The following is a 26864-nucleotide window of genomic DNA, read 5'->3' as shown; positions in this document are numbered from 1 at the left end:
CGGCAGATCCGAAGCCGGCAGATCCGAAGCCGGCTGACCCGAAGCCGGCTGACCCGAAGCCTGCTGACCCGAAGCCTGCTGACCCGAAGGTAGAGGACAAGAAGGCTGAAGATAAGAAGTCTGAGGACGTTAAGTCTGAGGATAAGAAGTCTGACGCTAAGACCGGTGCACAGGACTCCAAGTCTGCTCCGGATGCTGTGAAGGCTGATAAGTCCGGTTCGGCTGTGAAGAACGGTGGTTCCTCCGCAGGTGGTTCCGATAATTTGGGCGGTGGCTCCTCGGTAGCTAAGAGCGACGCAGGTTCCTCGCAGGCTGGTTCTTCGCGTGGCGCTCTGGCGAACACCGGTGCGAACGCTGTGATGCCGCTGGTTGCTTTTGCTTCTGTGGCTCTGATTGCGGGTGCTGCTCTGGTGGTGCGCCGCCGCAAGGCATAAAGCGTAACGTTTAGCTCTCGGGCTTAAACGCTCGATATAACGCGTGAAAGGCGGGTATTTTCTCTTTCGGATTCTTCGAATCTGGGGGAGGGGTACCCGCCTTTTGTGTGCCCGCTTGGGCTAATGCTGGATAGGTGGTTTTAGGAAATATTTATATATGTGCACTTGCCTGTAAAAATATAGGTTTTGAATGTCGAGAAAATGTTTAACCCGTGGTGAATCTCGCTGGCGCGCCTCACCTAAACATTTACATTAATGTGTAAATATAAAAGCATCACAATACCCCTCGCGACCTGGGTTTTTGCCCGCAAGAGCAAGGAAAAACCGGGGAAGCGCCTCAACCTTCACGTGATACTGAAGGCGAATTAGGGGATTACTCACAAAAACACAAAACACGCCCACGTCGCTGCTTGTATTTTCCTGGGAAAACATTGAGGATTAGAAGGTAGGTAAATTTATGCGTTACCTGCATTTCTGCTTTTCGTGCCGTCGAATATGTCACCGCATATTCACGGGTGTCTCGTTAGCATTCGCATGCGGCATGTGAGCACTTCCGTTACACATTTGAAGGACACACATTGAACCTCACTCCCTCCTCGGGCAAGGCATTGAAGGGGCTCGCCGTCGGCTCCCTTGCGCTCGCAATCTCTGGCGCAGCTATGATCCCTGCCTCCTTCGCAGCACCGAACACCGCAAACCAGACCGCGACTCCCAGCGCATCGGCTCCTTCCACCGCATCGCTGAGCCGCGTTGTTGATACCTCCGCGTCCGTCGCGCAGATTACCCAGGGTCTGCCCGGCCAGTACCAGGTTGCCTACTCCAAGGCGACCAACAAGATTTGGATGGTCGGCGTGGGTGCACGCGGCGACCTCGCCTCCACCATTGCTCGTGTCAACGCAGACACTCTTCAGATTGAAGAAGTAGCAGCGCTTCCTTTCGAGCTGGATAAGAACGGCGAATTCGGCTACATTTCCGCGTACGGCATCACTGTTGATGACGTGTCCGGCACCGTGTGGGTTACTAACACCACCGACAACTCCCTGTCCGTGTTCGACCAGAACACCATGGAACAGATTTGGACTAACCACGGTATCGCCGAGAGCGACCCGAACTGGATTGAACACCCCCGCTCCGTGCTGGTGGACCACAACTCCGGCAAGGTGTTCGTGACCGGCCGCTACTATGTGTCCGCTATCGACATGAAGACCTTTGAGGTTACTAAGCTGCAGCTGGAGGGTGCCCCCAACGGCGGTACCCGCTACGTCGGCATGAATATGACCATTGACGGCGACAAGTTGTACGTGCCCGAGCGCACCGGCGGCAAGGTCTTCGTCATCAACACCAAGACCTTCAAGACCGAGCAGGTTATTCAGACTCGCGGCGAGAACTCCTCCGTTGAGGTTCGCCCCTCTGACGTCACCATTGACCACTCCGAGAACGAAATTTACGTCTCCTCCCAGGGCGTGGATGGCGTTAACTCCGGTATCTCTGTCTACGACCTGACCACCGGCGCGTTCAAGAAGTTCGTCAAGTTCGGCAACCAGGCGCTGTCTATGGAGAACGACGAGGATCGCGACCTGGTGTACGTGACCGACTTCGGCACCGGCAAGATCGCCATCTTTGACGCCAAGACCGACCGCGTGATCGGCGAGGTTGAGATGAACGGCGGTAAGGCTAACGACCTGACCATCACCGCGGACGGCTCCGTCATCGCAGTGGACAAGCAGGACATCGCTAACACCACCGCGGCGGTACCCTATGTGCTGAACTCGAAGACCGGTGACGGCTCTATGACCGACACCTACACCTCTAAGGCGACCGTGGACCGTAATGGCAAGGCTGTTCCTTCCTCGCAGCAGAAGCTGGTCCCGAACTCCATCGTGAAGTTCTACGCCGAGGTTTCCGAGGGTGAGTTCACCTCCACCGCGACCATTAACCCCGCTAAGGTTCCCTTCCAGGGCTACCCGAAGCAGGCTACCGCAGTGTTGATTGACCCCACCCTGAACTTCGCTGAGGGCACCGTCGACATTACCCGCCCCTACACCTTCCACGTGTCTGGCTACGACTTTGAGAAGCCCCCGGCCGAAGGTGTTCGCCTGTTCCTCGTCAAGGAAGGCGAATGGTCGATGGGTTTCGACAAGCTGACCGATAGCGAGCTGGCAAGCATCCAGAAGGTGTCCACCATTGTTCCGGCGAGCGCGTTTGTTTACAACGCACGCACCGGCAAGTACTCCTTCGATGCAACTCTGCGTGTTCCCGCGAACACCATGCAGTACAGCCAGGGCTACATGCTCGGTACCGTTACCGCTGGTTCTGACGTGGCTACCAACCGCAATTACGATTCGGCTGTTTCGCTGATCGTCAACGATGCGAAGGACGCTGGCAACGCAGATAACCGCGATGAGGCTGACGAGCCGGCATTCCCGACCAACGCCTCGGCATCGCCTTCCGCATCTGCTGCAGTAGCAGAGAAGCCTTCGGCTGATCAGCCCAAGGGTGAGCAGTCGAAGGCTGAGGAAGCTAACGACCAGCTGGGAACCACCGCGAAGACCGCGCCGCTGAAGAACTCTTCTTCGGTGAAGTCTGACTCCCAGCCTAAGGGCTCTAACTCCGATGCTCAGGTGAGCGCTTCGGCTACCAAGTCTGCGCCTCAGAGCAAGGGTTCGCTGGCTAAGACCGGTGCTCAGAACGTTCTGAGCCTGGCTGCTGTCGGTGCGTTCGCGCTGATTGCCGGTGCCGCTGTGATGGTGCTTCGCCGCCGTAAGGCATAGTTTCTTGCTCTAGTTTGAGCGGATGCGCCCCGTACACTGTGCGGGGTGCATTTTTGTGCCTTGATGTCGTTGTATCTGAATGAGGCGGGCACGGGTGCGGAGGCGGGCACGGCGGAGGTGCTGGGTGACTGCCGGGGGAGTGCCTGGCATAGCTGGAAAAGAACCTATGCTGAGCGCCTTGCACTCAGTGTAAAATATGTGACTCATTTCACCACATTTCGATTTGGTTGTTTTCGGGAACCTCTGTATAGTTATATGTGTTGCCAGGGAGACCTGGTAAAAGAGATGTAGATCTCACGGCCCCATCGTATAGCGGCCTAGTACTCCGCCCTCTCACGGCGGCAACACCGGTTCAAATCCGGTTGGGGTCACACTAGGAAAAAAGCCTTGATTCTTCGGAATCAAGGCTTTTTTGTTTATGTCTGCATATGTTGGAAGACCTTCTAGATTCTATGGTGCCGCCGTGAGCCTCTCAAAGAATAAAAGCGAAAAGCCACATGTGTTTCGAAAAGCAACCATAATGGTGGCTTCTCGAAACACATGTGGCTTCTCAGTGGTATAAAGGGGGTCTAGATTTACTATGCCGATGCCTCAGCAGAAGCAGTCGTAGCCTCCGCAGAACCTGCAGCGGTCGCCTCAGCAGAAGCACTCGGGCTTAGCGACGGAACCGGCGAAGCAGAAGCAGTACCCGGAGCGCGACGCACCATACGCCAGGTGCCGTCCTGGTAGTGCGCCACAATCTGACCAGCCACCGGCTTGCCCGGGTACTTGAACACCTCGGTCAGCGGCTGCACACGATCGTTAGTCTTGCTGTACACACCAGCACCCTCAGCACCATCAATCACCATCTCGGTTGCCCAAGTGTAGTAGCCGGTGCGGGTGTCCTTGGTCGGGCGGTCAGCGGTCAGCGACAGAACCATCGGACGCTCCGAACCAATAACCCAGCCGCTCTCCGAAGCGTACATGCTCTGGAAGAACTCAGCCACGGTCGAGTAGTCGCCGGTGTGGTCAATGTTCGTGAAGCGGGTACCGTCACCGGTCAGCAGCAGGTAGTTCAGGGTAGCCTGCCAGTACGCAATGAACGCGTGCAGACCCTCAACACTGTTCTCACGCAGCTTCGCCGGCTCCACGGGGATTGCGACGTTCGCTGCCTTGTGCTCCTTGGTACCGGGTTCAAAAGTGCCGGTGGAGGAATAGTCAGCAAGAACGACCTCACCCTTCATGCTGGGGCCAGGCTCAACAGTGGTGGTTGCCTCCGCAGTGGGGGAGGCGGAGGGGGTAGCGCTTGCGGTCGAAGACTCGGTAGCGGATGCGCTCGCGGTTGCCGAAGACTCGGAAGACTTCGAGGAGCAAGCTGCAAGAAGCGCGGCGGTGCCCAGGCCCAGTGCGGTCAGGGCGGTGCGGCGGGTATACATGGTAGACATGGGGCTCTTTCTGAGGTGAATAAAGTATGTGCCGGTATTGAACTAATTCCAGAATATCGCAGGGGAGCGGCCAGCCCAATGTTGTGTGTGCCTCCATGACCGTAACAGCAGCGGTAGATGGCGAAAAACACGGGGCCCGAGGCTCTCGCACAGCTACGACATGACCGGGGCTCTAAACGGAGGTGCTGGAGCTGCTGTCGCTTGAGCTGGCTGAGCTTGATGCCAGCTTGGCGGGTTCATTCCTGACCGTCCATGCACCGTCTTGATACTCCAAGATGAAGAAGAACTCGTAGTCACCGGGGCCGCTGCTTAGTGAAGCCATAGTAAGTTCCCTACCGTCTGTGTAGTGGATTTTTGCTTCCTTGCTGTAACGGCCAGTGCCCTTCCAGCGGTACTGTTGCTTGTCAACTTTCTCCGGAGCGTCCTCGACTAGCTCTGCCGAGAACGGTGCATCGGTGTCGTACACCCAGCCAGTGTTTTTCTCGTAAAATTCGACGAAGGGTTCGGCCTTGTAGATATCGTTTCGGTTTGTATCCACAGCCTTAAAGGGTTCAATATCGCCGGTAATCATAAGGTAATTGAAAGAAGCCAACCAGAAGCTTATGGCGGCGTACATGCCCTCCGTCGTCTTGGCTTTCATCTTTGCAGGAAGAATAGGCTTGGGCGGATTCTCTGCCTTCTTTGAGCTGGTCGCCGGAACGTAGGTGCCGCGTGATTCGTAGCTGTTAAACTTCAGCTCGCCCTTGTAGGAGCGCTGTTCCTTGGGCGTGCTCGGGTCGCTGAGCGGGCGAATATCGCTGGCGCAGGCGGTCAAGGAGGCGAGCGCGGCGGTGGCGGCGATGCCAAAGGCGGCGCGTCGGGTCACGAAGGTGGACATAAGGTACCCTTCAATAGATTATCGGTGTATCTATTTCAGGGTACCTTAGTGTATTTGGTTATGTTTATGATTTCTTCGTTGTCAAACCTTGGAAAATGCTACAAAAGATACGTTAGCCAACGAAAAGTTCCGTTTACTAGGGGCAAGTGTCACCATCTTCTGATGTTGCCGCTTTCCTGTACTGGCATTTTCCTGAGCCGCCGTTTTCCCGCGCTGCCGCATCCTAAACGTTGAGGCCAGAATCGCTTCTGCCCGAGGAGCCGGGGGAAGTCGTCGAGGAACTCTTCGTCTCAACGGTGACCATCCACGCATCGTTTCGGTATTTCAACACAAAAGTAATTTCATTGTCATTGGAGTCACCGCTCGCCCCAGCCAGACGAATGTCCCTGTCCTCGGGCACGTAATGGAGAACAGCATCCTTATGGCTGTGGACAATACCCTTCCAACGGTACTGCTCATCGTCGACCTTCTGCGGGGTCTCTTCGGTCAGATCAGCCACGAGCGGCGTCTCGGTGCCGTACATCCACCCCTCACCCTTTGCATACAACTCTACGTATGCTTCCATCTTCCGCACGTAGATGACATCCATGTCCACGGCCTTGAGCGGCGTGTCGTCGCCTGTAACCGTCAGATAATTCAGGGACGCGACCCAGTAGCCTATAGCTGCGTACATGCCCGAGGTCGTCTTCGATTTCATGTTCACGGGAGGGGTGGGCATAGGCGGGTTCTCCGCCTTCTTCGTGCTGCTTGCGGGGTGGTACGTTCCGGTCGACTTGTAGCTATTGAACTTCAGCTCGCCCTTGTAGGGGCGCATCGGGTCAACTACGCTCGGGTCCTCCAGCGGGCGGATATCGCTGGCGCAGGCAGTCAAGGAGGCGAGCGCGGCAGCAGCGGCAACACCCAGGGCGGTGCGTCGGGTAACGAAGGTAGGCATGGGAACCCCTCAATAGTTTGTTCGTGTGCTTTTAAGCGTACCCGAGCAGGTTTGTTGGCACACTCAAAGCCGGCACCTGCTCATCTGGGGGAATAGTTCAACACGACCGTACGCAGGCCATGCAAAAAAAGGGGAAGCCCCCACACGCAATCTCAACTACATGCGGGAGCTTCCCCTGTATCTCTTCCTCTAAATCTAAAAGTGACCGCCCGTAAGAGGCGTTGGTTTTCTAGTCCTTAGACTTACTCTTTTTTGGAAGAACCCACATCGGAGGATTCTTCCTCGCTGACCATGAACCAGGAGCCGTCCTTGTAGTCCATCGCAAAGTTAGTCGCTTCGCTCTTGGAAGATCCCTCCTCAGCTAGGGGAATGGGGTCCTGGCCCTCAACGCGGACCTTCGCCTTGGGGTCCTGGATGAAGCGTCCGATCCAATCGTAACGGTTGGGGCCACCAGCGACCTTCTTCGGGGCATCAGTCAGAAGCTGAACGGTAACCGGTGCATCCGTGTCGTACACCCAGCCCTTGCCGGTGGAGTACACAAGAACAACGTTGTTGTGATCGTTCGCAAACTCGCCGGCAGGGTCAGCCTTCTTGAGCGGCTCGTAATCACCGGTCATGAACATGTAGTTGAAGCTTGCCACCCAGTAGCTGAGGAACTGGTACATGCCCTCAATGGTCGCCTCGTTCATCTTCTCCGGAACAATAGGCTTCGGCACGTTCTGCGCCTTCTTCTCAGCCGTGGCAGGAACGTACTCGCCGTTCTTCTCGTACTTGTCGAGCTTCACCGTGCCCTTGTACGACTTCTTAGCAGGCTCAGTCGCTGAAGCAGATGCCGAGGCGGATGCGCTCGCAGACTCAGAAGTGCTGGCACTCGCCGAAGCCTCACCGGAGGCGGAGCTATCAGCCAGCGGACGAATATCGCTAGCGCACGCAGTCAGCGCCGCAGCCGTGCCAGCACCGGTAGCTGCAGCTAGTGCGGCACGTCGAGAAAGAAAAGTTGCCATGAAAAATCCTTAAATGATAAGTAGGGTAGGGGATGAAGCTCTGGAGCTTATCAACCCTATAAGTGAGGTAAATCCTCACCTCTAAGGTGAACTCTGCAAAGATGCTCTAGGCGGTCTTAGAGTTAGCATCATCGGATGCTTTGGTGCTCGGGCTCGCAGTGCCCTGTCCGCGTATCTTAGTGGGGTAAGTGAACCATTTACCGTCCTGATACGACAATTTCAGGTCGGAAAGCTCAGGCTCCATGGAAGTGTTCTGGTACATAGGCCTGTTTCCCTTACCCTCAACATGCATCATCGCCTTAGAGTCCTTGGACAGCGTGATACGCCAGTAGTAGAGGGAGCCGCTATCCGATACCTTCTCAGGTTGCGGGGTCATAATCTCAGCCTGAAGCGCATGCTCCGAACCGTAAAACCACCCCTCATTGGACTCATAAAAAGTCACGTAATCATGGAAAGACTTCACATCCCTGCCGGAGGGGTCAGCCTGCTTCAACGGCTCATCGTCACCGGTGAGCACCAGATAGTTGACGCTGGCAAGCCAAAAACTAAAGGCAGAGTATGCGCCATCAATGGTTTTCTCATGCATATTCGCCGGAGGGAGGGGCTTGGGCACATTCTGCGCTTTGTGCGTCTCATCCGCGGGGATGTACTCGCCCTTCTTCTCGTAGTTGTCGAACTTTACCGGCCCCAGATAAGACTTCTCAGAAGAGCCACCCGCAGAAGCGGATGCGCTAGCAGATTCGCTAGGACCTGCAGAAGTGGACGCCTCACCGGAGGCGGAACTATCAGCCAGCGGGCGGATATCGCTGGTGCAGGCGCTCAGCATCGTAATAGCGCCCGCACCGGCAGCTAGTAGGGCTGCACGTCGAGAAAGGAAAGTCGTCATCAGAAATCCTTAAGTAGTGCGTATCAGAAGATGAGGGAAACTAACTATCGTTGTTCAAAAGCATGCGCCACATGCCTTCTTTGTACTCCATGATGAACTTCGTCGTGCGAGGAATCGTCTTTTCCTCCTCAACGATAGTCGCATCAGGCTCACCCTCAATGTGGTACTTAGCGGCAGGATCATATGCGACGGTCACAAGCCACTCATAGCGGTCCGGCTTATTAGCCACCGGCTGAAGCTCATTCTCCGCAATCTCAATCTTGTACGGCTGATCCGAACCGTAAATCCAACCCAGACCCGACTCGTAGAGCCTAATCATGGTCTTAGAGTTCTTCAAAAAAGCCTTCGCCGGATCCGCCTTCATGAGCGGCTCAACGTCGCCGGTCAGAATCAGATAATTCTGGGACGCAAGCCAATAACCCATCAGAGCGTAGGCGCCCTCGGGGCTGTTTTCCTTCATCTTCTCTGGGATTAGAGGCTTTGGCACGTTCTGCGCTGGCGCATCCGCATTCGCAGAAATGTAGGTGCCGTTCCGTTCATAGTTATTGAACTTAATCGGGCCAACATACGAGCCGGGAGTGTGACCATCCGTCGGCGAAGGCGACGCCGAGGCGCTCGCAGAAGAGGAAGCCGCGCCAGAAGCAGTAGCAGAAGCCGAGGCAGAGGAACCGCCGGAACCCTGAGATATTGAACCCTGCGACAGCGGGCGAATATCGCTAGCGCACGCAGTCAGCGCCGCAAGAACACCGGTCGCACCAACCCCCAGGAGAGTACGTCGAGTGAAGAAGGTAGTCATCGGAAGCCCTTCGTTGGAGCCAATACAGAGCAAATCACGCCACACACCGCGGCAGGCATACGCACCCCGTACAGACCTATAAGTACGTCAATGTATATATTTTTAAGGTTACCCGAGAGCCACCAAATAGCCCCGCGACCACCTCGAATGTTCAGAAAATTAAGACCCCACACCCAGCGTTTTACCAGGCGCGGGGTCTTGTTACGTGAGAAGTCACGAGGAGAGTTGAACCCTCTGCAAGACGGCAACTAAGCGGCGCTAGACAGCTCCCACTTGTCGTCCTTGTACTCCAGACGGAACCTCGCCACCTTCTTCTTCGACTCATCAGCGCTCGCCGGTTTCTCGGGCTGATTCTTATAATGCCGCACCATCTTGGGATCCATGTAGAGATAGCCTTCCCAAATAAAGCGAGTATTATCGCTGCCCGGCACCTCACGAGGGGCATCCGTTAGCAGCTCAACAATATACGGAGTTTCCGTACCGTACACCCAACCAGCACCCAACGCATACACCTTGAATATGCTGGAATATTCCTCCCAGGCGTAGCCTTTATGGTAAACAGTATCTATCGGGCCCATATCGCCCGTCATCAGCAAATAGTTCAAGCTCGCCAGCCAGAAACTCAAGAAAGCATACGCACCATCAACGCTGTGCTCCTTCATATTCGCCGGAGGAACAGGCTTCGGCATATTCTCAGCCGGATTCGTAGCGCTCGCTGGAACGTACTCACCGTTCTTCTCATAGCTATCGAACTTCATCGCACCCTTATAGGACTTACCCGACGACGGAAGACCCGAAGCAGCAGAAGCACTCGCAGGCGCCGAAGCAGAAGGAGACGCCGATGCAGACGCAGATTCGGAGGTGGTCGCCGCCTCCGACGGAGAAGCTGAGCCGGTACTGCCAGCCAGTGGGCGAATATCGCTAGCGCACGCAGTCAACGCAGAAAGTGCACCCGCAACAGCAACACCCAGAGCGGTACGTCGAGTGAAGAAAGTAGTCATCGGAAGTCCTTCGTCGGATCCTTCACCCACAAAGCCGTCAGCACGAGGCTCAAACCTGCAGGTAAAGACCATATGTAGTACGTCAATGTATATACGTTAAGCGTACCCGAGGCACTCTCAGCCGACCCCGGCCATCCGCGGGGTTTTCGCCTGAGTGTTCCCTGGGTTTTTGGCACAAGAAACCCCCACCCACGGCGCATGACCGCGGGCGGGGGAGAAGCCTACCTCAAGCTGTTATGCCTGAACCGTTATGGTGGGGCCTAGACAGAAGACCTAGGCAGCAGAAGAGCTAGAAGAAGCGGAAGCCGACGAAGAAGAGCCTTCATCGCCGGTGAGCATAATCCACCTACCGTCCTTGTATTCCACGGCAACCTTCGCCAGCTTGCCATTCGGGCTAGAAGCGGTCTTAAAGGGCTGGTCAGACTTGCCCTCAATGTGAATCTTCGCATCGGCGCTGTAGTTCATGTATGCCGGCCAGTCGTAACGGGTACCCTTACCGGACGCCTTCTTCGGTGAACCACTAGTCAGCTCAAGAGTAACCGGGGTATCCGTACCGTACATCCAGCCCAGATCGTTCTCGTACATGATCGTAAGTTCCTGCAGACTCTTCGCATACACATCTGCAGGGTCAGCCTTCTTCATCGGCTCAGTATCACCGGTCATTAGCGCATAGTTAAAGCTTGCCAGCCAGTAGCCAATGAACGCATACATGCCATCAACGTTATCTTCGTTCATGTTCGCCGGGGCTAGGGGCTTGGGCACATTCTGCGCCTTCTTCTCGGCAGTGGCAGGAACGTATTCGCCGTTCTTCTCGAAGTTATCGAACTTCACAAAGCCCTTATAGGACTTGTCCGAAGAAGCAGATGCGGAAGCAGCGGCCGAGGCGCTTTCAGAAGCGGAGCTAGACGCCGAACCTTCAGCCGTCGGGCGAATATTGCTAGCGCACGCAGTCAATGCAGCCAGTACGCCGACGCCGGTCGCACCCAGCGCCACGCGGCGGGACATACCAGCAGAAATGGGGGAAGGGCTCGTCATAATCAGCCTTTCATAGGAAGTCAACAAAGGAAATTGAGTGAGTTGACAACCCCATCATACCGGCAAATACACAGATACCCATCAGCGGTCGTCATTTAGCGCCGATGACAAAGCAACCTAATACCACTGCAAAGCATCACCAAGTCTTGACATAAAGAACCCCCGCCCACGGTGCATTACCGCAGGCGGGGGAGAAGTCTATCTTAAGCCGTTAGACCTTACCTATAGGGTAGGTGCTTAGACAGAAGAAGAACTCGAAGAAGAATCGGAAGCCGCCGAAGAAGAGCCATCCTCACTGGTGACCATACTCCACTTACCATCCTTGTACTCCACACCAACCCTCGTCAGTTCCCGCGAGCTATCCTCCATAAAGGGTTCATCAGGGCCCTGACCTTCAGCGTGAATCTTCATGTCCGCGCTGTAACTCATGTATCCCAACCAGTCATAGCGAATTCGGCTACCGGAAATTTTCTGCGGTGAATCAGAAAGCAACTCAAGAGTCATAGGGCTATCCGCACCGTAGAGCCAGCCCGCATTATTTTCATAAGCAACCGTCAAATTCCGGTAATTCTCCAGCGCATCCGCAGATTCAACCTTCTGCAACGGCTCAGTATCGCCGGTCATCAGCAGATAGTTGGAACTCGCCAACCAATAACCAACGAACGCGTAAATACCGTCAACGTTCTGCTCGTTCATGTTCGCCGGAACGAGAGGCTTGGGCACGTTCTGCGCCTTATGAGTGGCGGTTGCCGGAACGTACTCGCCGTTCTTCTCGAAGTTATCAAACTTCACGAGGCCCTTATAATGCTTGCCGGAAGAAGCAGAAGGCGAAGCGCTAGCCGAGGCACTGGGTGAGGCACTAGCTGAAGCGCTCGCGGATGCACTAGCAGAACCGGAAGTAGAGTTAGACGCCGAGCCATCAGCCAATGGGCGAATATCGCTGGCACAAGCGGTCAACGCGGCAAGTGCACCAGCGGCGGTCGCACCCAGCGCCACGCGGCGGCTCACACGGGTAGATATGGGGGAAGGGCTCGTCATAATCAGCCTTTCGAAAGAAGTCAACAAAAGAAATAGAGTGAGTTGACAACCCCATCATACCCTAAAGTGTGCAAATAGGTATCAAACGTTTCTACTTGTATCCTTTTGTGAAGAAAGGTCTAAAAAGCTGCAATTAGTGCACTAGGATGCCGAGGGGCTCGCAGAATCCGCGCCCTTATCAGCGTCCTTATCCTCCTGAGTGCTCATAAACCAAGCACCCTCCTTATACTCCACAACGATCCTCATCGCCTGACCCTGAGAATCTTCTGCCCTAGCCAGCGACTTATCGCGGTTGTCCCCCTCCGTCAGATGCCTCTTCGCATTCTGATCAACCAGAGAACGAGCACGCCAGAAATAACGAATACGGTCACCCTCAATCTGCGTGGGGGTATCCGTCAGCAGGTACACAGACATCGGCTCACTCGTGTCATAAATCCAGCCGCGCCCCGTCTCATAGAGCTTAATCATCGGCTCAAGCTCCTTGGTGTAGTCAGTGCTAAGATCCGTCTTCTTCATCGGCTCAATATCACCCGTCAACGCCAAATAATTAAAGCTAGAAATCCAATAGCCAATCAGCGCATAAATACCGTCAATACTCAGCTCCTGCACCTTCTCCGGCATGATCGGTTTGGGCACGTTCTGCGCCTTCTTCTCGGCAGTGGCAGGAACGTACTCGCCGTTCTTCTCAAAGTTATCGAAGGTGACCTTACCCTTATACGACTTATTCGCAGACGGCAACGCCGGCGAAGCAGAGGGGCTCGCACTCGCCGATTCAGATTCAGCAATATCAACTGGCGGATGCACCGTACGCGCACACGCAGACAACGCAGCGGCAAGACCAACACCGCCCGCACCCAACACGGCGCGGCGGCTCAAGGCGACGGGCTTAGAAGAAGAGCTAGTCATCAGCAGTCTTTCGGGGAGGTCAACGGACGAGGGGGGAGTGAGTCGACACCCCCATCATACCGGGCGTACCTTATAGCAACCCTAAAGCGCAGGCGAACAACAAATAGCCGGGTGCATATGAAGACACCCCATAGCTGCCACACAACAAAAGACAGCTACGGGGTGAACAACGTAATACGCCTCGACTGAACCGGATGCACCGACTAACGGAGTAGCTAACGGAGCAGATGCGCAAAATTACGGCGCGCCTGAGCCACCTTCGGGCTCACCACAAACGCACAATAACCCTGCGCCGGATTCAACGCGTAATAGTTCTGGTGATACTCCTCAGCCTCATAGAACACGCCCAGGGGCTTAATCTCCGTAACAATGGGGGAGGAGTACAGCTGCTGAGCACGCGCCACCGCACGCTCAAACGCCTCACGCTGCTGCTCATCCGCGTAGAAAAGCACCGAACGGTACTGTGAACCGGTATCCGCACCCTGACGATCCCAGCTAGTCGGGTCGTGGCTCGTGAAGAAAATATCCAGCACCGTATCCAGGTCAATGACCTGCGGGTCAAAGCTGAGCTTCAGCGCCTCCTGATGCCCGGTCGCACCCGAACACACCGAACGATAATCAGGGTCGGGAGTATCGCCGCCCGTGTAGCCGCAGACGCTCGCCTCAACTCCGCGGAACTGGCGGTACACCGCATCCAGGCACCAGAAACAGCCGCCGGCAAGAACAACATCAGTCATGATTCCTCCTTGAACTATAAAACCACACTACCTGAAGAATACCGCCGAGCCGCATAATATTCCTGCGCTACTGCAGGCTTTGGCGTAAACCGCCACCTGCCCCGCCGCGCCACCTGCCACAATAGAGGTATGACTGAAAAACTAGAAACCCCCACCCTCGCAGAAGTCGTCGACGCCTTCCACACGCTCTTCCCTCCGCAGCTCGCCGCCGGATGGGACGCCTCCGGCCTCGTCGCCGGACGTGGCGCCGCTAAAGTAAGCACCGTCCTCTTCGCAGTAGACGCCCTCACCGCCACCGCCGAAGAAGCCGTAGCCGAAGGCGCGCAGCTACTCATCACCCACCACCCGCTGCTGCTCCGCGGCGCAAAGTTCATCCCCGACAGCGACTACAAGGGCAACGTTCTGCACACCCTCATCGAAGGCGGATGCGGCCTGCTCGGCGCGCACACCAACGCAGATGCCGCCGTTGAAGGCGTGAACGAAGCACTCTGTGACGCTATCGGCCTGATTGACCGCGAACCGCTCACCGAAGCGCAAACCCAGGTACTTGACGAGCAGGAACACGCGGTAGGCACCGGTCGCCTCGGCACCCTGCCCGAAGAAATCACCCTCAAGGAGCTCGCAGAACGCCTCGCAGCGGCACTGCCCGCAACCGCCGGTGGCCTGCGCATCGCCGGACGCGCTGACCAGCCGATCCGCCGCGTCGCTCTCTGCGGTGGTGCCGGTGACTCTCTCTTCGACGCGGTGCGCGCCACCGACGCGCAGGTGTACATTACCGCCGACCTGCGCCACCACCCCGCCAGCGAATTCCGCGAAACCGCACGAGTCGACGGCAGTAACATCGCCCTGATTGATTGCTCCCACGCCGCCAGCGAATCCCTCTGGCTGCAGTCGGCGGCAAACCGCCTGCGCGCCCTGCTCGCTGAGCGCGGCTTTGCTATCGAAACGAAGCTGTCCGCACTGAACACCGACCCGTGGGACTTCACCGTCTCCACCGGCGTGGCAACCGGTCATGACGCGCACTCGGCAAGCACGGAACCCGCCGCCGCATGGACCAGCTTGACTGAAAAGTAAACGCTGAAAGTAGCCGCTGCGTAGCTGCCAAGAAGCAAGCTTCAAAAATTTAGGCACAGTAAAGCCCGGCCTGTACGAACCCGACAGGAACCTTTCCCAAGGATCCTCAAGGGAACGTGCAGACCGGGCATTACTTCTGTGGGGCATTACTTCTGCCGGGCATTGCTCTGCAGGGCTTGGGGGCCCAAACGCGGGCGGTCTAAACGACCTTACTTAGCGCGAGCCTGGAACGCCTCAATCAGAGTCTCCAACTCACCGTGAGTCACCATGTGCTGAGCATCGAAAGCGCCGCTAGCGTTCAGCACCACCTTGTTCTGCTGAGCCCACAGAATCTCACGGTAGAACGCCGAACCGGGAGCCACATCGCTGTACGGGGAGTCGCCCTTAACCGCGGGCGAACCAGCCGCACGGTAGGTGAACGCCGCAACGGTAGCATTCGAAATGCCGGCATCAGCGTGGAACTTGCCGTCCGACCATCCGAAGGTAATACCCTTCTGACGAGCCCACACGTAAGCAGGGAAGTTCGGGTCGTCAGTCTTCACATCCGGCCAGGGGGAAGTCTCAGGCAGCTTCACCTCGGGGGTGCCCGCCTGAATGTACAGGGCAGTTGCAAGCTCACCGCGAGTTGCAGGGGTCTTCAGCTTCTCATCGGAAGGAGCAGGCTTCTGGTCATCCTCCTTCTTGGGGTCCTGCGCGTTGGGCAGGTTTGCATCCCTGTAACCGTTCGTGCCGTTCAAATCCAGGTCCTGCCATGCAAGCAGGGTACCGCGGCCCTCGGTAGGCTTGCCCACGACCGGTGCGAGTAGCTCGCCCTTCTCGCTGTAGCCGTCATTAGCCCAGACCTCAATCACGTACTTCTTCGAAGCATCCAGGGTGTTTGCCGGAACATGCACTTTACCGTGCAGGTTGCCGTCACGGTACGCCGAGTACATGGTGGGGTGGTCAAACTCGATAATGTCGCTGGTTGCCAGAACCGGGGTGTTTGAGCCCTTCTCACGGATGGCGAGGTGAACACCCTTAGCAGAGCGGATATCGCCGTGGAAGCCGCCGCCGCTAACATACAAATTCTGCGCCTGCGCGGGATTGCCCAAAGCGTTGTATGCCAAGCTAGGATCGAACGGCTCTGCCCTCTTACCCAGAGTCTGCAAAGCCTGGGTGCTCACCACGTTCTTGCCGGTCCACAGTTCCTGAGCGGTCAGCGGCTTCTGACCCTTCTGCTCAGCAACCACGTGAATCTCGTAGTGGACATCGTACTTGGTGCCGCCGGTCGGATCCTGGGCATAATCATCATCGACGAAGTAGTAGGCGGCAAGGTCGTACGCCTCAACCTTCAGGTCAGCCTCAAAAGTGCCGTCATCGGCAATGGTGAAGTCCTGACCCTCCACAAAGCGCAGCATCTTCGAAGTCGGAATCTCGTAGCCGGAAGGCGCGTAGTTCGCGGGGGCAATGTACAGTGCCACGGTACCGTGCTGAGCACGCCACTCCTTGGTGTAGCCTGCTCCCTTCACATGGACGGTACCGCCCTCGGTCGTTACGAGGAAGACGTTTACGCCATCGTAGTTGTAGCCATTGGGGAGAGACACATCCAGGGTCGGGGTAGCCGCAGCGACCTGGTGAGCTGCCTGAGGGGTAGCGGCAGCAACAGCGGCATCAGCGGCAGGGGTCGCATTCTGAGCCAGTGCCGGGGTCATCGGCAGAACCATAGCACCAGCCAACGCCAATGCGCCGCAACCCTGAGCAGCGCGGAGGAAAGAAGACTTAGAGTTCGGAAGCGAGGACATAACACATCCTTAAAGTTGTTTCTCGCAGGGCTCTGCGGGTTCAACGGCGGGTAGGGAATTCGCCGTTGAATCTGCACACACCCTATGAGAAAAGTGGTTGAAAGCCCCGTCGGTTGCGGGGACATCTTCACCCTATCAAACCCTCAGGTAGATGTCAGAGAACACTCAAGGGAAGCTTGAAGGTTTTGAGGCATTTCACAGGTTAATCAGCCGGTAAAAGCTGAACCCCGCGCACCCGGTGAGAAGAAGACTCTCAGGGTGTACGGGGTGTCGAGGCTAGAGTCAGCCTGGCTTACTTAATCAAGTAGCTCAGGATGAGTAACCTCGGTCAGGAAATAGTACATCATCCATGCCAGCTCAAGGCGATTCACAGTCTGCGATGCCTCAAACATGCCATTGTCGGGATTGATAATACCCTGCTGGGTCGCCCACAGAATCTCGCGGTAGAACGCGGAATCCGGCTTAACATCCGGGAAGGATGAAACACCCTGCACAGCCGGTGAACCAGCCGCGCGGTAGGTCAGCGCAGCGACGGTAGCACGTGAAATACCGGCATCCGCGTGGAACTTACCGTCTGACCAGCCGAAGGTAACGCCCTTTTTACGAGCCCAAATGTAGGCGGCGTAGTTCGGATCGTCCGTCTTCACATCCGGCCAAGGGGAGACCTCAGGAAGGTCCACCTTGGGGCTGTCACTCTTCTCATAGAGGAGGGAAACCAGCTCGCCGCGGGTAGCGGGCTGTTTCTCCTCCTCATCTGTAAGCGAAGGCGAAAAGTACTCGCGTCGTACGTCGTGCGGATTAGCAAGCGTGAACTGGTGAATGCCCTCAAACTTCAAATCCAGACTGCCCAAATAGCCACCGCGGTGCTCCGGTGCCAAACCCACAATCGGGATGAGGAGAGGCCTATCATTCGGCTGGCTGACATAGCCATAGTCGCTCCGAGCTTCAATAACGTACTCCTTGGAGGGATCCAGAGTGTTCGCCGGAATTTTGATGGTGATGAAAGCGAAGCCTCCCTCCAAGAAGTTAGTGTAGTTTTCCTTGTCGTATTGGTAGTACTTCATATCGCTCATGGCCAGGACCGGGGAACCGGTACTCTTCTCACGAATCAAGTACATCATGCCCTTGCTTCCAGCGAGATCCCCATTGAAGCCCACGCCCTGAATCAGCAGCTCCTGATCCTTCGTGGTGTCCTTCAGAGCATCGTACTTAAACATGGGTGAGAACGTACCAGGGTGATAATCATTGGCGTTCAGAGCCTGATGAGCCACAACATTCTTGCGAGCCCAAATATCCTGAACGGTCGACTGCTGCTGACCCTTAGGTTCGGCAAGGATACCGACCTCGTAACGCACCTTCTCCAGGGTCATATCCGGGGCGTACTCCGTGAGGGGGTAGTAACTCTCCAAAGTGTCGGGCTTGATCTTCAGGTAAGCGTCAAAGGTGCCGTCATCTTCGATGGTGAAGTCCTTACCCTCTTCAAAACGAAGCATCGACGTGGAAGGCTCCACATTACCAGGACGGTCCTGAGTAGCAGCAATATAGATGACCACGGTGCCGTGCTGCTCGCGCCACTCCTTGGTGAAACCGGTGCCCTTCACCGTCATTTCGTTGTACTCACCGGTGTACAGGGCGTCGCTCTTTTTCCTGAAGAGGTCACGTCCGTCCAGGAAGTCGTACTCCCCATAATCAACGGTGAAAGACGGCTCAGCCGCAACATTCTGGGTTGCAGGGGTATTGGCAGTCGGCGCGTTAGCCACAGGTGCGTTTGCGGCGGGTGCTGCATCCTGCGCGAGAACCGGGGTCATCGGCAGAACCATTGCGCCCGCCAGCGCCAGTGCACTGCAGTTGCGAGCCGCGTGCAGGAATGAAGACTTAGAGTTCGGAAGTGAGGACATGAGACATCCTTAAAGTCGTTTCTCCGGGGCTGTGCAGTCCAGAGCTGTGCAATCCGGGGAGGCGCAATCTGAGGTGGTGCGAGCTCACCGGCGGGTAGGGAATTCGCCGTTGAATCTGCATACACCCTATGAGAAAAGTGGTTGAGTACCCCCGTCGGTTTCGGGAGTACTCCCACCCTAGCAAAGTGTTGAACAGTTGTCAGGAAACACTCAAGGAACGCTTTAAGGTTTTCGAAAATCTCACACAGTGAGTAGCTGTTAAACGCTGAAACCCCGCGCTCCCAAACAGAAAACCTGTTCGAGAACACGGGGTATTCAGCTCAGAACTAGTCCGCCTTACTCAGCGTGGTTCTACTTGGCACCGTTCTACTTAGCTCGATTCTGGAAGTTGAACAGCATCTGCTCCAGCTGACCACGATTCACCAGGTCCGTCGCATTAAAAGCGCCGAAATCCGGATTGATGACATACTGCTGCGTGGACCACAGAATCTCACGGTAGAAGGCGGAACTCGGATTAACATCCGTGAACGAAGAAACACCGGAAACAGCCGGGGAACCCGCTGCGCGGTAGGTGAACGCCGCAACGGTAGCGTTCGAAATGCCGGCATCCGCGTGGAACTTACCATCAGACCAGCCGAAAGTAATGCCCTTCTGACGAGCCCACACGTAGGCGGCGTAGTTCGGGTCGGTGGTCTTCACATCCGGCCAGGGGGAGGTCTTAGGGAGGTTCACCTTGGGGCTACCAGCCTGAGCGTACAGCGCCGCAGTCAACTCGCCGCGAGTAGCGCGCTGCTGCTGCTCCTGGTAGGTGAGCTTCGAGGTGAAGGTCTTGTATTCTCGCGCGGGCGCAGTAGCATCCATGAAGTCCGGAACACCCTCAAACTTCAGATCCTGACGGCCCATAAGAACACCGCGGTGCTCCGGCGCCAAACCCACAATCGGGGTGATGAGAGGCCTGTCCTTCTTGGTGAGGTCGTAGTCGTAGTCGCTCCACGCCTCAATGACGTACTGCTTAGACGAATCCAGGGTGTTTGCGGGGATCTTGATGGTGCGGTAAAGAGTGCCTCCCTCCAGGCGGGTTACGCCATCGGGACCTTCATAGTAGGACTTCATATCGCTCATCGCCAGGACGGGGGTGCCGGTGCCCTTCTCACGAATCACGTACATGGCACCCTCACGGCCGGGCAGCTCCTCACCAACGAAACCCTCACCCTGGACCAGCAGTTCCTGATCCTTCGTGGTGTCCTTCAGAGCATCATACTTCCACTTAGGTGCCATGACTTCAGGATGGTAGGCGCGGGTGTACATCGGGTGGTGGGCGATAACGTTCTTGCGAGCCCAAATATCCTCAATGCTCGACTGCGGCTGGCCCTTAGCCTCGGTCAAAATACCCGTCTCGTAACGCACCTCATCCAGGGTGATACCCGGGAAATAATCGATGGGAGTGTAGAAACTCTCCAGAGCCTTAGCCTTGATGGTCAGCTTTGCCTCAAAAGTGCCGTCATCGGCAATGGTGAAGTCCTTACCCTCTTCAAAGCGAAGCATCGAGGTTGAAGGCTCTGCGTTACCGGGGCGATCCTTCGTAGCGGCAATGTAGAAGACAACGGTGCCGTGCTGCTCACGCCATTCCTTGGTGAAACCGGTACCCTTCAGGGTCACGGTGCCGCCCTCACCGGTGTAAAAAATGGTGTCATAGTCGGTGGAGTACGTCGGCTGCGCGGCAACATCCTGAGCCGCAGGCTTGGGGGTCACAGCATTTGCCGCCGGTGCATTAGCAGCAGGTGCCGCATCCTGGGCGAGTGCCGGAGTCATCGGCAGAACCATCGCACCAGCCAGCACCAGTGCGCCGCAACCCTGCGCCGCACGGAGGAACGAAGACTTAGAGTTCGGAAGCGAGGACATACATCATCCTTACGGGTCGTACCCACCGGGATGATGCAGTTTCATAGGGTTTCGGGGTGAGAAATCTCCGTCGAATCTGCGCCAACCCAATGAGAAAAGTGGTCGAATATCCCCGTCGGTTTCGGGGACATTTTCACCCTATCAAAGGGTTGGACAGATGTCAGGAAACGCTCAAGAAAAACTTGAAGGTTCTGAGGGTTTTCACAGGTTGACCAGCCACTAAGAACTGAGAACCCAGCACGCTAAACTCAGCACGCTAAACCCCAAAAACAGAGCCCCGCGCTCCTGGGCAGAAAACCTGCTCGGGAACACGGGGGTGTTCAGCTGGCTATGTTTAGCGAGACTGGAAAGCAGCCAGGACAGTCTCCAGATGACCGCGAGTCAGCAGCTGCTGAGGAATGAAATACTGACCACCGTACACCGTAGTCAAATTCTGGCTAGCCCACAGAATCTCACGGTAGAACGCAGAACCAGGCTTAACATCCACGTAGGGGGAATTACCCGTCACCGCAGGAGAACCAGCCGCGCGGTAAGTGAACGCTGCAACGGTAGCGTTCGAGATGCCAGCGTCCGCGTGGAACTTGCCGTCCGACCAGCCGTAGCTGATACCCTTCTCACGAACCCAAATGTACGCAGCGTAGTTCGGGTCGTCAGTCTTCACATCCGGCCAGGGGGAGGTCTCGGGCAGCTTCACCTCGGGCGCGCCGGCCTGAAGGTACAGAGCCACCGCCAGCTCACCGCGGGTAGCGCGCTCCTTACGCTGCTCATCGGTCAAGCTAGGCTTCTTATCCTCAACAGCGTCAGAGCCCTTGAACTTCAGGTCCTGAGAAGCCAGCAGAGTACCGCGGCCCTCGGGTGCCTTACCCACAACGGGGGCGACGAACTCGCCGTTCTCGTAACCGTTGTTACCCCAAACCTCTACGACATACTTCTTCGCGGGATCCAGAGTGTTCGCCGGAACCTTTACGCTACCGGACAGCTCACCATTCACAAACTCAAAGGCGCGGTCGTGATGGTTGTACTCAATGAGGTCGCTCGTCGCCAGAACCGGGGTGTTCGAACCCTTCTCACGGATTACGTACTGAACACCCTTAGGGGAAGCAATCTCACCGTAGAAGCCGGTACCCGAGAAGTAAATATCCTGATCCGCGGTGGTGTCGCCCAGAGCCTTGTACTTCACCTCGGGGGCAAACGGGCTGGGGCGGAACGCCTGAGTATGCACCGCAATACGGCGCACCACGTTCTTGCCAGCCCACAGATCTTCAACGGTCAGCGGGGGCTGACCCTGCTTCTCAGCAACCAGGTCAACCTCGTAACGCACCTCGTAACGCGGGATACCGGGGAAGTAGTTGCGAGGCTCGTAGTAGCGCTGAAGCACGTCCGGCTTGACCGTCAGCTGAGCATCCAGGGTGCCATCCTCGGCAATGGTGAAGTCCTTACCCTCCTCAAAACGGAGCGGCGTACCATCAGCGGGCAGAAGGCTACCATCGGGAACGCCCTGAGAAGCGGCAATATAAACTGCTACGTTGCCGTGCTTCTCACGCCATTCCTTCGTGAAACCCGAACCCTTCACGTGAACGGCGCCGCCCTCGGAGGTGTACAGCAGCTGAGCCTTGCCGTCGTACAGAACCTCGAACGTCGGGGTAGACTCCTGGGTGGCCTTAGCGCCCGGAACATCCGCAGCCTGCGAACCATCAGAACCATTGAAGTTCAGCGCCTGAGAAGCGAGCAGGGTGCCGCGGCCCTCGGGTGCCTTACCTACGACAGGGGTAATGAACTCGTCGCCCTCGTAGCCGTTGTTGCCCCACACCTCAACGGTGTACTGCTTCGCCGTATCCAGGGTGTTAGCGGGAATCTTAACGTTACCGTTGAGGAGTCCATGCTGGTACTGGGACGAATACTCGGGGTCGTTGTACTCGATAATGTCGCTGATAGCCAGGACGGGGGTGTTCGAGCCCTTCTCACGCACAACAATCTGAACACCCTTCGGGGAGTTAATATCACCCTTAAAACCCCAACCAGAGAAGTTCAGAACCTGATCGTTACCGGTATCCTTCAAAGCGTTGTAGCTCCAATGAGGAGCGAACTCATCAGAAGTAGCAACAGGATTCTCGCGGACGCGATGATCCGGCAGGGAACCAGCAACAGCCGCCGCAGGAGCATCCGCAACAACATTCTGAGCAATCGCAGGAGACATCGGCAGAACCATCGCGCCAGCCAACGCCAATGCACCGCAACCCCGTGCTGCACGGAAGAAGGACGAAGCCTTGAAATTCGGAAGAGCGGACATAATCATTCCTTATCGGTCGAACCCATCGCGCCGATGCAGTTTCTAAAAGGTGGTGAGGAATCTTCGTCGAATCTGCGCCAACCCAATGAGAAATGGTCGAATATCCCCGTCGATTCAGGGGACACTCTCACCCTAGCAAAGGGTTGAACAGATGTCAGGAACACTCAAGAGAGACTTGAAGGTTCTGAGGGTTTTCCCAGGTTGACCAGCCGCTAAGAACCCAGCATGCTGAACTTCGAAAAACAGAACCCCGCACTCCCAAACAAGAGTACGGGGCCGCCAAACACACTAACCAAACGCTAAAGCAAAGCGTCAAAAATACGAAGTGTAAAAACTACGAAGTGCGGAAGTACAGGTACATCATCATCGCAATACGACCACGAGATGTCTGAGCCGTCGGCTCAAAAGCATTACCCTCAGACACCGTCGACACACCATGGCGAGACGCCCACACAATCTGACGGTAGAACGGAGTCGCAGACGAAACATCACTAAACGGGGAAGTACCCGACATCTGAATCTTCTGCGCACCATCAGCACGGTACAGAAGCGCCGCAGCGGAAGCATTCGACAGGCGCGCCTCCGCATGGAACTTACCATCAACCCAACCGGACGTAATACGCTCCTGACGCGCCCACAGGTACGCATCATAGTTCGGGTCAGATTCATCAACATCCGCATACGGCGAATGCTCCGGATGGGTCACCGCCGGCGAACCCGCCAGCTTATAGAACATGGTGATCAACTCGCCACGAGTCACCGGATCCTCAACACCAAAATGGTCCTCAGAAACCGGCTCCATCGTCTGGGTACGAACAGCCCAACGGATACCCGCATAGTACGCAGAATCCTCGGGAGCATCAGCAAAAATAGTGTTCGCATCCGGCGCGGTCACGGACGGACGCAGAATCTTTGGGCCCTGCGTCGAAGAACTCGACACCAAGACAGGTGCAGAAGTCGCCGAAGCGGGCGCCGGCGCAGCAGTATCCGCCGAAGAAAGACGCGCCTCCGACGAATCATAAAAAGAGAAAAGAGGTGAGAACGGCAGATACAAAACACCCGCCAACGCCACAGCGCCAACAGCCAGCTCAATACGGCGGCGCTTACGCTTCTTAGCGGCATCCTGAGAAGAAGTATCGGGGGTGCCCTCCGGTGCCAGCAGAGGTGCAGAAGAATTATGGGCAGTATCAGTCGACTGCTTAAAATTCTGGGACATAAATCCTCAATGTGGTTGATGTGTCGGTGTGTAATGGGCTCCCTCTAGTTCTACGCACCCAGCCGGATAAGGGCGCGCACCAAGGGGGCGCAACAGTCCTAAGCATAAACCACAGCTTGAAAAATATTAATTTACACTCCACAGAACATTCTTGAAAAAGGGGAGTGGAGCACCCCAAAAATCCGCCCAATAGCGGGTACTGCATGAGGCGCGTCCCACATGCGGTACAGCCCACATTAGCGTGTTAGCCGGCAAAAATACCCCGAAAAACCGCAGGATAGCAGCGGACAACAGCCCCGTTCACACCCCCTACAGATACCCTGCAGACACCTCATAAACACCCCGCAAGAGCACAGAAAAGCCGGGCCAGCGGCGATGAAACCAACGTTTCATCGCCGCCAGCCCGGCATAATCCCTAGACCCTAGAGGCTAGTCCTAGCGAACCTTATAAAGCCCTATCGGACCTTGTAGTTCATCAAGAAACCAGCCAGCTCACCACGGCTCACCAGCGCAGACGGGTGGTACTCAGAACCCGGGAAAACCTGCAGCTTCTGCTGCTTAGCCCAGGTAATCTCGCGGTAGAACGCAGAACCGACCTTCACGTCGGTGTACGGTGCCTCAGTCACAGCAACCGGCTTCTTGCCATCAAAACGGTACAGGAACGCTGCAACGGTAGCGTTAGACACGGACGCATTCGCGTGGAACTTACCATCGGACCAGCCGAACGTAATGCCCTTCTGACGAGCCCAAATGTAGGCGACGTAGTTCGGGTCATCAGCCTTCACATCCGCGTACGGGCTAGTAGCCGGCAGATCAACCTTCGGGGAACCAGCCAGGCGGTACAGCGCAACGGTCAGGTCGCCGCGGGTCGCGTCATCATTAACGCCAAACCAATCCTTCTCGCGAGAATCGATCAGCTTCTGATCAGCAGCCCACAGAACAGCCTTGTGGTTCGCGTGAGCAGTCGGAACGTCAGCGAAACGCTCACGGACCTTCTTGTTCGCAGACTCACCAGTCAGAGTCAGGTAATCAGCAGCGATGCGCTCGCGCTGACCATCCGCATAGTTAATGGTTACGAAAATAGCGTAGCGGCTATCCTCATCCAGCTTGGTGCCGTCAACATTAACGGTGGTCTCAAATGCGCCAGTTGCCACACGGTCAGCGTTCAGAGTGATGCTATCCAGAGCCTCACCGGTCGGGTTGCCGTCAGCCTCAGCCTCAGAGAACAGAACGTTCACGGTAGCGCCAGCCGGAACCTTGAAATCCTTACCCTTCACACGGATAGTGGTCGAAGAGCTCAGATCAACCTTGTCAGTGCTCAGGGACACCGAAGGCGAAGCAGTCTTAACGTTCTCGCCGTTCACCGGAACAAACGCCTGAGTGCTCAGCGCCTGGTTGTTCGCCTCATCGTTATCTTCCGGGACGTTGAACTCGAAAGTCTGCACAACGTAGGAGCTGCCGGACTTCAGGGTGCCTGCCGGGATGTCCAGAACGGTCGAGAAACGGCCGTTGGTGTAGCCCATGTACTGGCCGAAGAAAGCAGAGTAAGAGGTGAACTTAGCCTCCGACTGAGCCAGCGCGGGGCCGGTTGCCTTACCGGTCGCCGGATCAACCGCACGAACCGCCACAATTAGCGACTCGCTACCGTTGTACGAAATGTTCTGGAAACCGGCACCGTTCACGGTGACCTTAGTGTTCTCAGAAGCATTCACCGACGAAGCGTCGTACGACAGGGTCGGGGAATCAACGGTGGGAACATCCGCAACCTTCAGTTCAGTACGAACCTCATCCGCGGGAATCCAGCCGTCTTCAGCGTCATCGCGGTAACCGAGCACAACATCGAAGGACGAGCCATTGGCCTCCAGATAGTTAGCGTCGATCGAAGCGGTCAGGTTCACGGTGCCGTCAGCCGCAAAGGCGGAGGCGGGAACATCCTGAACGTAGAAGGGGTAATCACGCGGGTGGTGCGGCGGGAAAGCAACACTTTCACCCTTCGGAACAACGTACAGGCGGAACGACTTGCCCTTGACGAAGTCCTTAGAGAAACCGGAGCCGCTAACCGTCACGTTGCCGCCCTTGAGAATATCAAAAGTGCCGGAGGTAACCTGCAGACGCTGAGCACCCTGAACCTCGCCCTGCGCAACAGCCTGAGCCGCTACCGGAGCAGCAGGCGCCGCAAACGCGGGGGAGAGGGGCAAGAGCATGGCGCCAGCCAGGGTGATGGCGCAGCCGCTCTTGGCCATGTTTTTGGGTAGCGCAAAGCGCATGTGGTTGGGAAGTGAGGACATTGTAATCCAATCAGTTTTTATCGGTGTCACGCATCGAGTGTGGTGCGCATAAACACCGTAGCAAATAGTTAAGACGTGCTGGAACCTGAAAGGTCATCAGCGCGAAAAATGTCTGTGTGTTTTATCGCATGTCTTAAGATGAAGTATAGCTTTAAAAAGTATGTGCATGACGTGGAAAATATGCCTAAATATTGTGCTGATAAGCACAAACACTGGTCACTGTACAAAAAAGAAAGCACAAAAAACCCACCGCATTCGAAAAATTCGCACCTATGCAACCTCTGCAGGTTGAGAATATTCACAATGCGGTGGGCAAGGCAACATAAAAGTCACCCACAATAAAAGTGGCACATAAACAGAGCCATAAAGTCGCTTACTTGACGAAAGCCAACCAAAATAGCTAACACCACGGCGAGACACTATGTGAGACGGCTGCCGCCGTGCTCCATACGGTACAGCATGACCGCCAAGTCGTAGGTGGTCGTTTGCGGCCAGGTAAAGTCCTCGCGTAGCCAATCCTCGGCGTAGCCCCAGATGTGTTGCTGCACAGCCCACCGAGATTCACGCCAAAA

Annotated in this window: 20 protein-coding genes and 1 tRNA gene; 4 read left to right on the top strand and 17 right to left on the bottom strand. The window is 56.1% G+C overall.

The features are described 5' to 3' along the window. From HMPREF2942_RS09395 to HMPREF2942_RS08360, 3 genes are all read left to right on the top strand, one after another. On the top strand, positions 1-434 hold a 434-nt coding region (locus HMPREF2942_RS09395), incomplete at its 5' end, for an LPXTG cell wall anchor domain-containing protein (RefSeq protein ID WP_141755607.1). Between the two features lie 578 nt (positions 435-1012). Beyond that, complete coding sequence (locus HMPREF2942_RS08365; RefSeq protein ID WP_070643138.1) at positions 1013-3205, top strand: LPXTG cell wall anchor domain-containing protein; 2193 nt, start codon at positions 1013-1015, stop codon at positions 3203-3205. 298 nt (positions 3206-3503) lie between these two features. Further along, a tRNA-Glu gene (locus HMPREF2942_RS08360) sits at positions 3504-3576 on the top strand. 207 nt (positions 3577-3783) lie between these two features. On the opposite strand, the gene HMPREF2942_RS08355 is transcribed toward HMPREF2942_RS08360, so the two are convergent. The 11 genes from HMPREF2942_RS08355 to msrA form a co-directional block, all read right to left on the bottom strand. Continuing rightward, entirely contained in the window at positions 3784-4629 is an 846-nt protein-coding gene (locus HMPREF2942_RS08355) for a DUF6318 family protein (RefSeq protein WP_070688846.1), read from the bottom strand. 172 nt (positions 4630-4801) lie between these two features. Then, positions 4802-5506 carry a DUF6318 family protein gene (locus HMPREF2942_RS08350; RefSeq protein WP_070688845.1) on the bottom strand — a complete coding sequence of 235 codons (705 nt, stop codon included), beginning with the start codon at positions 5504-5506 and terminating at the stop codon, positions 4802-4804. Positions 5507-5729: 223 nt separating this feature from the next. Continuing rightward, on the bottom strand, positions 5730-6440 hold the full coding sequence (locus tag HMPREF2942_RS08345) for a DUF6318 family protein (protein WP_070688844.1): 711 nt from the start codon (positions 6438-6440) through the stop codon (positions 5730-5732). 242 nt (positions 6441-6682) lie between these two features. Beyond that, a complete protein-coding gene (locus tag HMPREF2942_RS08340) occupies positions 6683-7444 on the bottom strand; it encodes a DUF6318 family protein (protein ID WP_049345423.1) in 762 nt (253 codons plus the stop codon). A gap of 106 nt (positions 7445-7550) precedes the next feature. Beyond that, positions 7551-8330, bottom strand: coding sequence for a DUF6318 family protein (locus tag HMPREF2942_RS08335; protein WP_070634382.1), 780 nt, complete (start codon positions 8328-8330; stop codon positions 7551-7553). Positions 8331-8370: 40 nt separating this feature from the next. Continuing rightward, complete coding sequence (locus HMPREF2942_RS08330) at positions 8371-9126, bottom strand: DUF6318 family protein (RefSeq protein WP_049345420.1); 756 nt, start codon at positions 9124-9126, stop codon at positions 8371-8373. A 248-nt stretch (positions 9127-9374) separates the two neighbouring features. Further along, positions 9375-10127 carry a DUF6318 family protein gene (locus HMPREF2942_RS08325; protein WP_070634381.1) on the bottom strand — a complete coding sequence of 251 codons (753 nt, stop codon included), beginning with the start codon at positions 10125-10127 and terminating at the stop codon, positions 9375-9377. A gap of 273 nt (positions 10128-10400) precedes the next feature. Continuing rightward, positions 10401-11162 (bottom strand): DUF6318 family protein, encoded by a 762-nt coding sequence (locus tag HMPREF2942_RS08320; protein WP_083308751.1) that lies wholly within the window; start codon positions 11160-11162, stop codon positions 10401-10403. A 237-nt stretch (positions 11163-11399) separates the two neighbouring features. After that, entirely contained in the window at positions 11400-12200 is an 801-nt protein-coding gene (locus HMPREF2942_RS08315) for a DUF6318 family protein (RefSeq protein ID WP_083308750.1), read from the bottom strand. A gap of 141 nt (positions 12201-12341) precedes the next feature. After that, positions 12342-13106 (bottom strand): DUF6318 family protein, encoded by a 765-nt coding sequence (locus tag HMPREF2942_RS08310; RefSeq protein WP_070688843.1) that lies wholly within the window; start codon positions 13104-13106, stop codon positions 12342-12344. 215 nt (positions 13107-13321) lie between these two features. Then, positions 13322-13843, bottom strand: a complete 522-nt coding sequence (msrA, locus tag HMPREF2942_RS08305; RefSeq protein ID WP_070593610.1) for a peptide-methionine (S)-S-oxide reductase MsrA — start codon at positions 13841-13843, stop codon at positions 13322-13324. 129 nt (positions 13844-13972) lie between these two features. On the opposite strand from msrA, the gene HMPREF2942_RS08300 reads away from it, so the two are divergent. Then, positions 13973-14917, top strand: coding sequence for a Nif3-like dinuclear metal center hexameric protein (locus HMPREF2942_RS08300; protein ID WP_070643146.1), 945 nt, complete (start codon positions 13973-13975; stop codon positions 14915-14917). A gap of 209 nt (positions 14918-15126) precedes the next feature. On the opposite strand, the gene HMPREF2942_RS08295 is transcribed toward HMPREF2942_RS08300, so the two are convergent. The 6 genes from HMPREF2942_RS08295 to HMPREF2942_RS08270 form a co-directional block, all read right to left on the bottom strand. After that, entirely contained in the window at positions 15127-16698 is a 1572-nt protein-coding gene (locus HMPREF2942_RS08295; RefSeq protein ID WP_070688842.1) for a gluconolactonase, read from the bottom strand. A gap of 296 nt (positions 16699-16994) precedes the next feature. Further along, positions 16995-18596, bottom strand: coding sequence for an S-layer homology domain-containing protein (locus HMPREF2942_RS08290; RefSeq protein ID WP_070688841.1), 1602 nt, complete (start codon positions 18594-18596; stop codon positions 16995-16997). 366 nt (positions 18597-18962) lie between these two features. Further along, positions 18963-20498: an S-layer homology domain-containing protein gene (locus HMPREF2942_RS08285; RefSeq protein WP_070688840.1), complete on the bottom strand. Its 1536-nt coding sequence runs from the start codon at positions 20496-20498 to the stop codon at positions 18963-18965. A 334-nt stretch (positions 20499-20832) separates the two neighbouring features. Then, the gene (locus HMPREF2942_RS08280) at positions 20833-22788 is read right to left on the bottom strand and encodes a gluconolactonase (protein WP_070688839.1); all 1956 of its coding nucleotides are present in this window, start codon (positions 22786-22788) and stop codon (positions 20833-20835) included. Between the two features lie 334 nt (positions 22789-23122). Next, a complete protein-coding gene (locus HMPREF2942_RS08275; RefSeq protein WP_070688838.1) occupies positions 23123-24004 on the bottom strand; it encodes an S-layer homology domain-containing protein in 882 nt (293 codons plus the stop codon). 455 nt (positions 24005-24459) lie between these two features. Then, on the bottom strand, positions 24460-26292 hold the full coding sequence (locus HMPREF2942_RS08270) for an S-layer homology domain-containing protein (protein ID WP_070634376.1): 1833 nt from the start codon (positions 26290-26292) through the stop codon (positions 24460-24462). Positions 26293-26864 lie beyond the last annotated feature (572 nt).

The organism is Rothia sp. HMSC071C12 (assembly GCF_001813895.1).
Lineage (GTDB): Bacteria > Actinomycetota > Actinomycetes > Actinomycetales > Micrococcaceae > Rothia > Rothia mucilaginosa.
Note: the sequence above shows the minus strand (reverse complement) of the source record. Positions and strands in the feature narration are given on the sequence as shown.

What these genes read in the sequence shown, in the direction of transcription:
- HMPREF2942_RS08355 (WP_070688846.1), bottom strand. Translation starts at nt 4,629, where the DNA reads ATGTCTACCATGTATACCCGCCGCACCGCCCTGACCGCACTGGGCCTG.
- HMPREF2942_RS08350 (WP_070688845.1), bottom strand. Translation starts at nt 5,506, where the DNA reads ATGTCCACCTTCGTGACCCGACGCGCCGCCTTTGGCATCGCCGCCACC.
- HMPREF2942_RS08345 (WP_070688844.1), bottom strand. Translation starts at nt 6,440, where the DNA reads ATGCCTACCTTCGTTACCCGACGCACCGCCCTGGGTGTTGCCGCTGCT.
- HMPREF2942_RS08340 (WP_049345423.1), bottom strand. Translation starts at nt 7,444, where the DNA reads ATGGCAACTTTTCTTTCTCGACGTGCCGCACTAGCTGCAGCTACCGGT.
- HMPREF2942_RS08335 (WP_070634382.1), bottom strand. Translation starts at nt 8,330, where the DNA reads ATGACGACTTTCCTTTCTCGACGTGCAGCCCTACTAGCTGCCGGTGCG.
- HMPREF2942_RS08330 (WP_049345420.1), bottom strand. Translation starts at nt 9,126, where the DNA reads ATGACTACCTTCTTCACTCGACGTACTCTCCTGGGGGTTGGTGCGACC.
- HMPREF2942_RS08325 (WP_070634381.1), bottom strand. Translation starts at nt 10,127, where the DNA reads ATGACTACTTTCTTCACTCGACGTACCGCTCTGGGTGTTGCTGTTGCG.
- HMPREF2942_RS08320 (WP_083308751.1), bottom strand. Translation starts at nt 11,162, where the DNA reads ATGACGAGCCCTTCCCCCATTTCTGCTGGTATGTCCCGCCGCGTGGCG.
- HMPREF2942_RS08315 (WP_083308750.1), bottom strand. Translation starts at nt 12,200, where the DNA reads ATGACGAGCCCTTCCCCCATATCTACCCGTGTGAGCCGCCGCGTGGCG.
- HMPREF2942_RS08310 (WP_070688843.1), bottom strand. Translation starts at nt 13,106, where the DNA reads ATGACTAGCTCTTCTTCTAAGCCCGTCGCCTTGAGCCGCCGCGCCGTG.
- msrA (WP_070593610.1), bottom strand. Translation starts at nt 13,843, where the DNA reads ATGACTGATGTTGTTCTTGCCGGCGGCTGTTTCTGGTGCCTGGATGCG.
- HMPREF2942_RS08300 (WP_070643146.1), top strand. Translation starts at nt 13,973, where the DNA reads ATGACTGAAAAACTAGAAACCCCCACCCTCGCAGAAGTCGTCGACGCC.
- HMPREF2942_RS08295 (WP_070688842.1), bottom strand. Translation starts at nt 16,698, where the DNA reads ATGTCCTCGCTTCCGAACTCTAAGTCTTCTTTCCTCCGCGCTGCTCAG.
- HMPREF2942_RS08290 (WP_070688841.1), bottom strand. Translation starts at nt 18,596, where the DNA reads ATGTCCTCACTTCCGAACTCTAAGTCTTCATTCCTGCACGCGGCTCGC.
- HMPREF2942_RS08285 (WP_070688840.1), bottom strand. Translation starts at nt 20,498, where the DNA reads ATGTCCTCGCTTCCGAACTCTAAGTCTTCGTTCCTCCGTGCGGCGCAG.
- HMPREF2942_RS08280 (WP_070688839.1), bottom strand. Translation starts at nt 22,788, where the DNA reads ATGTCCGCTCTTCCGAATTTCAAGGCTTCGTCCTTCTTCCGTGCAGCA.
- HMPREF2942_RS08275 (WP_070688838.1), bottom strand. Translation starts at nt 24,004, where the DNA reads ATGTCCCAGAATTTTAAGCAGTCGACTGATACTGCCCATAATTCTTCT.
- HMPREF2942_RS08270 (WP_070634376.1), bottom strand. Translation starts at nt 26,292, where the DNA reads ATGTCCTCACTTCCCAACCACATGCGCTTTGCGCTACCCAAAAACATG.